Source organism: Eikenella sp. (genome assembly GCF_057315495.1).
This window is the reverse complement of sequence record NZ_DBHKXY010000007.1, coordinates 14,246-26,469: the sequence shown is the minus strand read 5'-3', so window position 1 is coordinate 26,469 and position 12,224 is coordinate 14,246. Positions and strand designations below refer to the sequence as shown.

Genomic DNA, 12,224 nt, shown 5'->3' with positions numbered 1-12,224 from the left:
GTTTAAGAGGCGTTGAAGCTTCGTTTTCAGGTAGCCTGCTGTTTAAGCAATCGCTTGCCGATAATTAGTTTTTGCTTTGATCCACCAATTTGTTTTTGGCAATCCAAGGCATCATGCTGCGCAGCTGGGCACCGACTTTTTCAATTTGGTGGTCGGCGTTCAAGCGGCGGCGTGCGGTCATGCTGGCGTAGTTGGTTGCGCCTTCTTGAATGAACATTTTGGCGTATTCGCCGCTTTGAATGCGATACAGGGCTTTTTTCATCGCTTCTTTGGTGGCCGGCGTGATGACTTCGGGGCCGGTAACGTATTCGCCATATTCCGCGTTGTTGGAAATAGAGTAGTTCATGTTGGCGATGCCGCCTTCATACATCAAGTCCACAATCAGTTTCAGCTCGTGCAGGCATTCGAAGTAGGCCATTTCAGGCGCGTAGCCGGCTTCCACCAAGGTTTCAAAGCCGCATTTCACCAGCTCGACCGCGCCGCCGCACAAAACGGCTTGTTCGCCGAACAGGTCGGTTTCGGTTTCTTCGCGGAAGTTGGTTTCAATCACGCCGCCTTTAGTGCCGCCGTTGGCTGCGGCGTAGGAGAGGGCGATGTCGCGGGCTTTGCCGCTTTTATCTTGATACACGGCAATCAGCGAGGGCACACCGCCGCCTTTGAGGAATTCGCTGCGCACGGTGTGGCCGGGGCCTTTGGGGGCGATCATCACCACGTCCAAGTCGGCGCGCGGCACGATTTGGTTGTAGTGCACGTTGAAGCCGTGGGCAAAAGCCAATACGGCGCCCTGTTTCAGGTTGGGCTCGATTTCGGCGCGGTATACGGCGGGCTGGTTTTCATCCGGCAGCAGAATCATCACCAAATCAGCAGCTTTGGTGGCATCGGCCACGCTGCGCACATCGAAACCGGCAGCTTGGGCTTTGTTCCAGGAGCCGCCTTGGCGCAGGCCGACAATCACGTTTACGCCGGAATCTTTCAGGTTGGCGGCGTGGGCGTGGCCTTGCGAGCCGTAGCCGATGATGGCCACGGTTTTGCCTTTGATCAGGGAGAGGTCGGCGTCTTTATCGTAGTAAACTTGCATGTGGATTCCTTTTTTGGATTCGGTTAAACGGGGCGGACGGCGTGGCCGGTATGCGGTACGGCGGGCTGGCGGGCTTGTGGCCGCTGCCGGCGGGCGGGCATAGCGGAGACGGGTAAAGGCGCTGTCGCAGATATTTAGATGCCGCATACTACCCGAATTTTGACAATTTGACAGCTTTTTTAGACAAAATTTTTGAAAGAGGTTAGATGAAAAGCAAAAATCTAATATTTTTAGACATATTGTCTTATTTAAGGCTATAAAACTTCGCTTCTCCCCGTTTTAGCTTCGCAGAAACTTTGCTTCGCTCCGTTTTCAGGTAGCCTTATAATGCTGCCTGCGCCAATTTTTCAAAGAACCCACACCATGACCCATCAAGACCTCGGCCTGATTTTCCTGCCCGCCGGCGTGCTGTGCATCTGCTTTGCCGGATTTTGGCAGCTGTATGTGATGATTACCGAAAGCTACACCCTCAACCGATTCAAAGACAAACAGCTGGTGTGGGTGGTGACGCTGCTGTTTTTCAGCTTCAGCCTGGCTGTGTATTGGCTGTGCCCGAATGCGCGCAAAAAAGGCATCGTGTTTGCCCTGTTCGCCGTGGGCGGGGTGGTGATGTATGTGCTGGCGCGGCGCTGGCTGCCGTTTGCCAAATAATTTTCAGGTAGCCTCACGCCAAACGGCAGGCTACCTGAAACCGCTTGATTCATACGCCATAGCTATTTTCCATCTTAATTTTGTTGCCGCTTCATTTATTCATCAATGCGTTGAAGCTTGTATTTTAGCTTCGCAGAAACTTAGCCTTGGCTACGCCAAGACATCGTTTTCAGGTAGCCTTTCATGAGCAAATCCCACCATCCCGTTACCCCCGCCATCCGTTTTCTGCGGGCGCACAAAATCGAGCACACCGCCATGCAGTATCCCTATGAAGAGCACGGCGGCACGGCGCATTCCGCCGAATGCCTCGGCATCGACGAACACCAAATCGTCAAAACCATCGTGTTGATTAACGAACACAAAAAAGGCCTGATTGTGTTGATGCACGGCGACCGCCAAATCTCCACCCGCAACCTCGCCCGCCAGCTCGGCATGAAACACGTGGAGCTGGCCGCGCACGATCAGGCGCACAAATGGACGGGCTATTTTGTGGGCGGCACCAGCCCCTTCGGCTGCCGCACCGCCTTGCCGGTGTATGCCGAACGCAGCATTTGGGATTTGCCGCTGATGTATATCAACGGCGGCGGCCGCGGCCTGTTTGTCACCGTTGCCCCCGCCCCCGCGCTCGCCGCGCTGAATGCACAGCCGGTGGAGGTGGCGGTGGATTAGCCGCCTTTGGTGCGGTAAGAAAGGCTACCTGAAAGTTTCAGGTAGCCTTAATCTGCTAAAATTCGCTTTTCATCCATCTAAACGACAGTTGCTCAAATGAAAACGAGGCCAAGCGGCAAACCAATGCCGCATCGTTTTTATTGTGGACAGCATAAACACATGGCAGCCCGAATATCCTTCAGGCTGCCGCACCCCTTTGTCGGTACACTATGAATCTTCCTCTGCCCAAACCCGCACAAAAGTCCCGCTGGCCGCAGCTTTCTGCCGGCAGCCTGCCTTATTTCCTGGCCTCCGCCCTGCCGGAAAAAGCACTCAAGCTCGTGCTCACGCCCGATGCCGAAACCGCGCTGCGCCTGCAAACCGCGTGGCAGTTTTTCCGTCCGCAAGACAACGCGCTGTTCCTGCCCGATTGGGAAACCCTGCCCTACGAACGCTTTTCGCCACATCAGGATTTGGTGTCGGAGCGGCTGTCGGTGTTGTGGCAGCTGAAAAACGGCGCGGTAGATGTGCTGTTTGTGCCCGTTGCCACCGCCATGCAGCAGCTCGCGCCGCCGCCCTTCCTGCTTGGGCGCACGTTTTGGCTGAAAACGGGGCAGACGCTGGATTTGGACAAACTGCGCGAAAATCTGGTGGAAGCCGGCTATTCTGCCGTGTCCAATGTGGTGGCCGGCGGCGAATTTGCCGTGCGCGGCGGAATTGTGGATTTGTTCCCCATCGGCAGCGGCACGCCTTACCGCATCGATTTGTTCGACGACGAAATCGACAGCATCAAAACCTTCGACCCGGATACGCAACGCACACTCGCGCCCGTGTCCGAAATCCGCCTGCTGCCGGCGCACGAGTTTCCCACCGATGCCGACGCGCAAAAAATCTTCCGCACCCGCTTCCGCGAGGAAATCGAAGCCGACTGCAACGCCGCCACGGTTTACAAAGCCGTCAGCAACGGCCATTTCGGCGCGGGCGTGGAATACTACCTGCCGCTGTTTTTTGAAGACGGCTGCGCCAGCCTGTTCGACTACATCGGCGAAAACGCCCTGGCCGTATGCGTGGGCGATGTGCACGCCGAGGCCGTGCGCTTCGAAGGCGAAATCAAATCGCGCCACGCACTGGCGCAGGGCGATCCCAGCTATCCGCCTCTGCATCCGCAGCATTTGTATCTTGCTGCCGACCGATTTTCAGGTAGCCTGAAAGCCTACCCGCAAATCTGGCCCGATCTTTCCGCCGCCTCGCCCCACGCTTTGCCCGATGTGGCGGTAAACCGGCAATCCGAACAGCCGCTGGCTGCGTTGCAAGATTTTCAGGCAGCCTTCGGCGGCCGTATTTTGCTGTGTGCCGAAAGCACCGGCCGGCGCGAAACCATGCTCGGCTTCTTCGCCCAGCACGGCCTAAAACCCAAACCCGTGGCCGGCTGGCAGGCATTTTTAGATGACAACGCGCCGCTGTGCATCACGGTTACGCCGTTAGCAGAAGGCTTTCAATTGGGCAGGCTACCTGAAAACAGCCAGAATACCCTTTCAGGTAGCCTGCATCTTGCCGTCATCACTGAATCCGAGCTGTATCAATACGTTGCCCGTTCGCGCGTCCACAACCGCCGCAAGAAACACGCCGCCGTTTCAGACGGCCTGTTGCGCGACCTTGCCGAAATCAATATCGGCGACCCCGTGGTGCACGAAGAACACGGCATCGGGCGGTATATGGGCTTGGTAACGATGGATTTGGGCGGCGAAACCAATGAAATGATGTTGCTTGAATATGCAGGCGAAGCTCAGCTTTATGTGCCTGTTTCGCAACTGCATTTAATTAGCCGCTACTCTGGTCAGGCGCATGAAAACGTTACTTTGCACAAGCTCGGCAGCGGCGCGTGGAACAAGGCGAAGCGCAAAGCCGCCGAAAAAGCGCGCGACACCGCCGCCGAGTTGCTTAACCTCTACGCCCAGCGCGCCGCCCAATCGGGACACAAGTTTGAAATCAACGAGATGGACTATCAGGCGTTTGCCGACGGCTTCGGCTATGAAGAAACCGAAGACCAAGCCGCTGCCATCGCCGCTGTGATTAAAGACTTGACGCAGGCGAAGCCGATGGACCGACTCGTGTGCGGCGATGTCGGTTTCGGCAAAACCGAAGTCGCCCTGCGCGCCGCGTTTGTGGCGGTGATGGGCGGCAAACAGGTCGCCGTACTCGCCCCGACCACGCTTCTGGTCGAGCAGCACGCGCAAAACTTCGCTGACCGTTTCGCCGATTTTCCCGTGAAAGTCGCCAGCCTTTCGCGTTTCAACAACAGCAAAGCCACCAAAGCCGCGCTGGAAGGCATGGCGGACGGCACGGTCGACATCGTTATCGGCACGCACAAACTGGTTCAGGACGATATAAAATTCAAAAACTTAGGACTGGTCATCATCGATGAAGAACACCGCTTCGGCGTGCGCCAGAAAGAGCAGCTCAAACGCCTGCGCGCCAATGTCGATATCCTCACCATGACCGCCACGCCAATTCCGCGCACCCTCAGCATGGCACTCGAAGGCCTGCGCGACTTCTCGCTGATTACCACCGCGCCCAGCCGCCGCCTCGCCGTCAAAACCTTTGTCAAACCCTTCAGCGAAGGCAGCGTGCGCGAAGCCGTGCTGCGCGAACTCAAACGCGGTGGGCAGGTATTTTCCCTGCACAATGAAGTAGATACGATTGAGAATATGCGTGAGCGGCTGGAAACCCTGTTGCCCGAAGCCCGCATCGGCGTGGCGCACGGACAACTGCGCGAACGCGAGCTGGAACAAGTCATGCGCGACTTTTTGCAGCAAAGATTCAACGTGTTGCTCTGTTCCACCATCATCGAAACCGGCATCGACATCCCCAACGCCAACACCATCATCATCAACCGCGCCGACAAATTCGGGCTGGCGCAACTGCATCAGCTTCGCGGGCGTGTCGGCCGCAGCCACCACCAAGCCTACGCCTACCTGCTCACGCCCGAATACATCACCAAAGACGCAGAAAAACGCCTCGATGCCATCGCGGCGGCAGACGAACTCGGCGCAGGTTTCACCCTCGCCATGCAGGATTTGGAAATCCGCGGCGCAGGCGAAATCCTTGGCGAAGGGCAGTCTGGCGAAATGATACAGGTCGGCTTCACGCTCTACACCGAAATGCTCAAACAAGCCGTGCGCGACCTCAAAAAAGGCCGCCAGCCCGACCTCGACGCACCATTGGGCATCACCACCGAAATCAAACTGCACAGCCCCGCCCTGCTGCCCGAAAGCTACTGCCCCGACATCCACGAACGGCTCGTCCTCTACAAACGCCTCGCCGTCTGCGAAACCGTGCAGCAAATCAACGCTATACACGAAGAACTCGTCGACCGCTTCGGCCTGCCCGAACAACCTGTCAAAACCCTCATCGAAAGCCACCACTTGCGACTCGCCGCAAAAGAATTGGGCATAGACGCCATCGACGCGACCAGCGAAGCCGTTACCGTTACCTTCGGCAAACACCACCAAATCGACCCGACAGAAATCATCCTGCTGATTCAGACGGATAAAAAATACCGGCTGGCCGGGGCGGATAAGCTGAAGTTCACGGCTCAGATGGAGGATGTGGAGATGAGGATTAAGACGGTGAAAAGTGTGTTGAAGACTTTGAAAGAAAGAGTGGTAGCAAAGTAGAGGCTAGTGAAGAAAAGGCCGTCTGAAACGATTTTCAGACGGCCTTTTATTATCCAAAATTTGTAGGTCGAATACTTGTATCCGATAAAATCTCCCGTATGAAGCTGTCGGATTCTAGAATCCGACCTACATCTGCTTGGAAAAACTTTTCATGTAGTAGGCAAAAGATTTATGATGCCGATTGGAACAGCAAGCAACAAATGAAATACCGTTGTGGGCATTTCTGACGTAGTTTGGAACAAAATCTAACATTCATTTTTTTACAGGTCTGTGAAATTTCTAATAATCCAGCGTATGTTTATTTTCAAAGGAAATATTATGCCCGAACTCAAAATTTTTAAAGATGAGCCTAATGATGCCGAATATTTGAAATGGAGAGAGAACAACCCTGATGGTTATATATTAAATATAAACAAAGAAGGCAAACCCATTTCTAAATATCCTATGATACATCGTGTACAAGGAATAAAGAGGAAACCATGTATCAGCAATGAGAATGGTAACTACACTACTGAATCAAGCCCTTATTATAAAGCTTGTTCTAATTCCATTCCTGCATTAGAGGCTTATTCTCGGCAGAAATATAATAAACATTTAACCGGATGCGGACATTGTATGGAAGATTACGTCCCCAGCGAATACATTGAAATACCCACTTTTCAGGTAGCCTATCAACAATCTTTGGAAAATGATTTAGATGAACTTAGCCAACGCTTAGAAAACGCCACAACCGAAGAAGCCAAAACCGAAATCCAGCGCCTGATTAACGCCCGCAGAGGTCAAGGCGAATTCAGAAACGGCGTATTGGAACGGTATCCGCAATGCCCCATCAGCGGCGTGGATATGCCTGAATTGCTGATTGCCAGCCATATCAAACCTTGGCGCGACTGCAAGGATGATGAAGAATGGCAACGGCTTGACCCATACAACGGCTTGATGCTCGCCCCAAACATTGATGCCTTGTTTGATAGTGGGCTGATTACGTTTGAGCCAGATGGCAAAATCCGTATTAGCAAAAGGCTTTCTGAAAAAAACCTGTTCCGGCTTGGAATCTCTCTTGATGCGGTATTAGAAATCCACCCTGATAGCGAGAAATATTTTGAATGGCATCGAAACAAGGTATTTAAACCATAGAATAGGTGGTAAACGTGGCCAGCATAATCGTCTTCAAGACCGTCTAAAAAGGCTACCTGAAACCACAAATCTCCGTTTCAGGTAGCCTTTTGATGAGGCATCTTCGTTCCCTTGCCGATACCTGCAACAGATTGCCTGCCAATTCCCCTCACGCCCGCCTGCTGCTTGGCAGGCGCTCGCTTTTCAGGTAGCCTTTCTCTTTTTCCAAATCCTATTCTCCGCCCGCCATGAACACCGAAAACGAATTGCCCGAAATTGCGCCGCAAGCTTTGCCCGATGGGGCTGAGATTGAGCCTGCTGCGATTGAAACGCTGGCTGCGGTGGTGGCCGAGTCGCAGGCTGCCGTGTTGGCGGAAATTTCTGCGCAACCGGCGGCTGATGGCGGTGAGGAGGTTGCCGAGCCGGGACGTAAGTGGCGCGAGGGGCGGATTGTGGATGCTGCGGTGCGGGTGTGGGATGCTGCAGAGCGCACGGGCGTGGCCGATGTGGTGAACAATGGCGACGAGCCGCCTTTGAGCGTGTTTTTGGTGGGCGACCTGTTTGCCGCCACCGACCTTTCCCCCGAGCCGGGCGATGTGTTGCGCGGCGTGTTGCAAAGCCACCCCGTTAGCGGCTATTGGCTGCTCGACAGCGCGGAAGACGCTGCCACGTCCAGCCTGCAGCGGCGCAGCCCGGAAGAAGAAGAGGCGCTGCATAAAGAGCGCAAACAGGCCAAGCGGCAAGATAAATTGGTGAACGGCGAAACTTATGTAGGCAAGGTGGTGCGCTGGAACGAAGAGGAAAAATCGGGCTATATCAAGGTGAAGTCGATTAAAGCGCGGGTATTTTTCCCGCAATCGGCCTTCGTGTTCCGCGATAAAAGCCCGGCCAACCACCAGCAGGTGAGCTTTGTGCTGGGGCGGCGGCGCGGCGAGTGGGTGGCCACCCGTGTGATTCCGCAAGGCTATGAACTGGGCTGGGCCGACCGTGAAAGCCCTTCTTCCGGCACGATTTTGGGCGGCGGTTTCAGCGAAAGCCTGCTCGGCGGCACGTTTATTTTGCTGTTCCTTGCAGCGGTGTCCTTTATTTCCCTGCCGCTGGCTGCGGCCTATTTGTTGACTAGCTGCTTGCTGCTTATTCTCTACCGCACGGACAAACGCAGCGCCCAAAGCGGCCGCACCCGCGTGCCCGATGGCGTGCTGCACCTGTTGGCCATGCTTGGCGGCTGGCCTGGCGGCCTGTTGGCGCAGATGCGTTATCAGCAGCATACCGCCAATATCCGCTTTGTGCGCGCTTTTTGGTTTAGCGTGGCGCTGAATGCCGTGGGCACTTATGCTTTGCTGGTGTACTTTATCGGCATGCCCGCGTTTGCTTTCCTGAAAAACTAGCTGCATGAACAGCTACTGCGCCTTCGCCAACGGCCTGCCTGCCGACAGCCGCGATCCCAACAAGCATTATCACGACCATCTCTACGGCTTCCCCATCGAAGACGACAACGAACTCTTCGGCCGCCTGCTGCTCGAAATCAACCAAGCCGGCTTGAGCTGGACGCTGATTTTGCAACGTGCCGCCGGCCTGCGCGCTGCCTACGCCGGCTTCGACATCGCCGCCGTGGCCGCTTTCGGCGAAACCGACCGCCAACGCCTGCTGGCCGACGCGAAAGTGATCCGCAACCGCCTGAAAATCAATGCCGCTATCCACAATGCGCAGCAAATCTTGCAGTTGCAACAGGAATTCGGTTCGTTCAAAAACTGGCTCGACGGCCACCACCCGCAGCCTCTGGCCGATTGGGTGAAGCTGTTCCGACGAACCTTCAAATTCACCGGTCCCGAAATCGTGCGCGAATTTTTGGTGAGCGCAGGCTACCTGAAAGGCGCGCACAGTGAAGACTGCCCAGCCGCCGCCCGCGCTGCCGCTGCCAACCCGCCGTGGCTGCTTGGCTGAGGCGGTGTAGGTATAAGAGAAAGGCTACCTGAAAATTTAGCTTGGCGAGTTTCTGCGAAGCTAAGTTTTCAGGTAGCCTTTTTGTTTAGGCTGTGGGCGATATGAGCTTATGTGGCGGTGTGGGGTGGCGTGCTTATCCCGTTGTTTGGTTTGCCGGTTCTTTCGAATTTTCAGGTAGCCTTGAACGGCAGGGTTGTGCTGTACCCGATGGTTTGAACTTCGTTGAAGTTGTGTTTTCAGGTAGCCTCAATCGCCTAGTTGTGATGTTGTTTCGGGCAGCCCTTCGTTTCCGCCGGATGGCGGTTGGGGAGGGTGGTGCTGGAAGAGGCCTTGTTCGGTGATCGTCCAGAGGGCGGCGTCGGCGTGCATGGCTTTGAGGGCGTTGTTGGTCCAGGTGTTGCAGGTGTAAAAGAGGTTGTAGCTGCCGACGGCTTCGTAGAAGGCGTCGTTTTCGCCGTAGACCATGTGGGTGGGAATGGGGATGGTGCGGCCGTGTTGCCATTGCAGGCTTTGGCGGATATAGGCGATGAGGCGGCGGTATTGGACGCGGCTGATGCGGATGGGGGCGCAGCGGGTGCAGCCTTCGAGGCTGTGGTAGTAGGTGGCGTGGACGGCGTTGCTGGATAGGCCGGTGGCGGCTTTGAGGGCGGTGCTGGGGCGGAGGTCGGCCCAGGTGGGGGTGGTGAGGTAGAAGTTTTTGTCGCCCAGGCCGATGGCGAGCCAGGGGGCGTATTCTTGGCTGCGGGTGTGTTCGGCGGGGAAGACGGCTCGCCAGTCGGCTTCGCTGCTGAAGGTGGGGACGACGATGTCGGTGTGCACGCCGTTGGAGAGCAGCCATACGGTGATTTCGGGTTCGCCTTCGGGCCGACCGGGGCTTTTGATGCGGGGCAGCAGCCAAACGGCGGCGCCGTAGAGCAGGAGGAGAGCGGCCAGGCTGAGTAGGCTGCGGCGGATGAGGCGGGAAAGTTTGAGCATGGTGATGTGTGGCTTGAGGCTACCTGAAAGTTTGGGCTTCGCGGGGCTTGGCTTTCAGGTAGCCTTTGCTTATTCGGGCTGGGGCTGGTAGTTATCCAGCAGCTGCTCGATTTGCTGGAGGCAGGTGAGGGGGCGCAGTTGGGTGAAGAGGTGTGCGGCTTGGGGGTGGGCGGTTTTCATCATGCCGAGCCATTGTTTGAGGCGGGCGGCGGGATAGGGCGTATCGCCGGCGTGTTCGCGGCAGAGTTGGAAGAAGCGGCGTATCCACACGAGGTAGTCGGCAAAACCGGCGGGCTGGGGCGGGAGGCCTTGGTTGTGGCGCTGGATTTGGCGGGCGAGGTCGGGGGTGATGACGGCGCCGCGCCCGAGCATAACGTGTTGGCAGCCGCTGGTTTGGCGGATGGCGAGGTAGTCGGCCAGGCTGAATACGTCGCCATTGGCGATGACAGGGATGCTGAGTGCTTGGCGGATGGGGGCGATTTGCTCCCAATGGGCAGGCGGGCGGTAGCCTTCGATTTTGGTGCGGGCGTGCACGGCCAGCGCGGAGGCGCCGCCTTGGGCGATGGCTTGGGCGCATTCGAGGGCGCGGGAGCTGTCTTCATAGCCGAGGCGCATTTTGGCGGTGAGGGGGATGTTTTCAGGTAGCCTTTGGCGCACGGTGGAGACGATTTGGCGGATGCGTTCGGGCTCGCGCAGGAGGATGGCGCCGCCTTGGTGTTTGTTGACGGTGGGGGCGGGGCAGCCGAAGTTGAGGTCGATTTTTTGCGCGCCTGCGGCCACGGCGGCTTGGGCGTTGGCGGCCATGTTGTCGGGGTCGCTACCGAGCAGCTGGAGGGTGCAGGGGGTGCCGGCGTGGGTGCGGCAGCCATGATCGATTTCGGGCATGTGCCGCCGCCAGGTGGCGCGGGAGTGCAGGGTGTGGGTGATGCGGACGAATTCGGTGACGCATTCGTTGTAGCCGCCGATGTCGGTGAGCAGGCGGCGCATGACGGGGTCGAGCAGACCCTGCATGGGGGCTAAAACCAAACTACTTTCTTCTTTTGAAACATTCATTTAATTGCTTTTAATGTACTTTATAGCAGCCTGAAAACCTTAGTTAGTAGTTTACAGGCTATCTTGATATGCAGCTTCTTAATTCATTATATGCTTAATCATTATTCATCAGGTGTCCAACATACTCTTTCTTTTAAATTTGCATAATACTCCTGTTTGCTATTTATTTTGGTAAATACAGGTGGCTCTGGACTAATAACCTCAACATATGATTCGGCAAAAAAGAAAACATATAGTTTTTCATAATCTTCTAATGGGAAATAGTGGTCTTCAACAACCCATTCAGTATATTTTTTATCAATAACTTCAAAAAAACGTTCTCCTTGCACAAATAATGGGTGCAAATTTCCATGAATTGGTACAACCATTTCATGGAATGTATTGATTTTATATGATTCATCTGTCCTTTGAAAATGAATAGCCCAATCTATAGATATTTCTGTTAAATCATTTCTATCTTCATCGCTTGAAAATAAAATACTAACTTTCCCTTCATCCATAAATACTGCTTCTAGCCAAAATCCACTTCCTTTTGGAGCATTAATAGATTTAATTGCACTAAACATTATTTATACCTATACCTAATTTTAATAATCTCATTATTGCTGTGCTGAATTTTCAATGTAGGAGCACTATTTCCTGAACTATAATTACGAACATTAACTTCTCTTCCGTCAGGTAATTTTCCTGTAATCGTACCATTGACTCTTACTTGAACATTTGTACACCCAAGGAATTAAAAACGGCTACTGCATCATTGTAATTTCCTGATTTGTATATTTCTACGTATGCTTGCTGTTTGTACGCGTGCTTCAGCAGGATAAGGATGATAGTAGTCGCTGTTTAAGGTAGGTTTCCCACCGCTGAATTGTTTACCGCTCCGCGATATAGGATTGATACGCTCTCTCGTTATATGTCGGTTGTCCGAACTCCAGTATTGTGGGAGAGTATATTAGCAGATAAGGAGCAAACTAGTTGCCAAAGTGGCATGGCAACTAGTTCAAAAGTCAGCCTGATATATAGAGGCTACCTGAAAAATTTGTGGCGAAGGTATTCCATGCCATTACCGTTTGTTGGGCGTCGGC

The 12,224-nt window shown here is 54.6% G+C and carries 10 protein-coding genes; 6 read left to right on the top strand and 4 right to left on the bottom strand.

The features are described 5' to 3' along the window. Positions 1–64 precede the first annotated feature (64 nt). A complete protein-coding gene (gene ilvC / locus ACO6EE_RS00760) occupies positions 65–1,078 on the bottom strand; it encodes a ketol-acid reductoisomerase (protein ID WP_064087179.1) in 1,014 nt (337 codons plus the stop codon). Positions 1,079–1,441: 363 nt separating this feature from the next. Here ilvC and ACO6EE_RS00755 point away from each other — a divergent pair, with 363 nt between their 5' ends. The 6 genes from ACO6EE_RS00755 (at position 1,442) to ACO6EE_RS00730 (ending at position 9,111) form a co-directional block, all read left to right on the top strand. Further along, positions 1,442–1,729, top strand: coding sequence for a hypothetical protein (locus ACO6EE_RS00755; protein ID WP_485958625.1), 288 nt, complete (start codon positions 1,442–1,444; stop codon positions 1,727–1,729). 183 nt (positions 1,730–1,912) lie between these two features. Continuing rightward, positions 1,913–2,398 carry a YbaK/EbsC family protein gene (locus ACO6EE_RS00750; RefSeq protein WP_049258994.1) on the top strand — a complete coding sequence of 162 codons (486 nt, stop codon included), beginning with the start codon at positions 1,913–1,915 and terminating at the stop codon, positions 2,396–2,398. A gap of 209 nt (positions 2,399–2,607) precedes the next feature. After that, the gene (gene mfd, locus ACO6EE_RS00745; protein WP_485958624.1) at positions 2,608–6,054 is read left to right on the top strand and encodes a transcription-repair coupling factor; all 3,447 of its coding nucleotides are present in this window, start codon (positions 2,608–2,610) and stop codon (positions 6,052–6,054) included. Between the two features lie 318 nt (positions 6,055–6,372). Further along, on the top strand, positions 6,373–7,188 hold the full coding sequence (locus tag ACO6EE_RS00740) for an HNH endonuclease (protein WP_485958623.1): 816 nt from the start codon (positions 6,373–6,375) through the stop codon (positions 7,186–7,188). 227 nt (positions 7,189–7,415) lie between these two features. Then, on the top strand, positions 7,416–8,555 hold the full coding sequence (locus tag ACO6EE_RS00735; protein WP_485958622.1) for a DUF1294 domain-containing protein: 1,140 nt from the start codon (positions 7,416–7,418) through the stop codon (positions 8,553–8,555). Between the two features lie 4 nt (positions 8,556–8,559). Further along, positions 8,560–9,111, top strand: a complete 552-nt coding sequence (locus ACO6EE_RS00730) for a DNA-3-methyladenine glycosylase I (protein ID WP_485958621.1) — start codon at positions 8,560–8,562, stop codon at positions 9,109–9,111. Positions 9,112–9,357: 246 nt separating this feature from the next. Here the strand turns inward: ACO6EE_RS00730 and ACO6EE_RS00725 are convergent, their stop codons facing one another. From ACO6EE_RS00725 to ACO6EE_RS00715, 3 genes are all read right to left on the bottom strand, one after another. Further along, a complete protein-coding gene (locus tag ACO6EE_RS00725) occupies positions 9,358–10,086 on the bottom strand; it encodes a TIGR02117 family protein (RefSeq protein WP_485958620.1) in 729 nt (242 codons plus the stop codon). 69 nt (positions 10,087–10,155) lie between these two features. Continuing rightward, a complete protein-coding gene (locus tag ACO6EE_RS00720; protein ID WP_485958619.1) occupies positions 10,156–11,139 on the bottom strand; it encodes a tRNA dihydrouridine synthase in 984 nt (327 codons plus the stop codon). A gap of 101 nt (positions 11,140–11,240) precedes the next feature. Next, the gene (locus tag ACO6EE_RS00715) at positions 11,241–11,705 is read right to left on the bottom strand and encodes a hypothetical protein (protein ID WP_485958618.1); all 465 of its coding nucleotides are present in this window, start codon (positions 11,703–11,705) and stop codon (positions 11,241–11,243) included. Between the last annotated feature and the right edge of the window lie 519 nt (positions 11,706–12,224).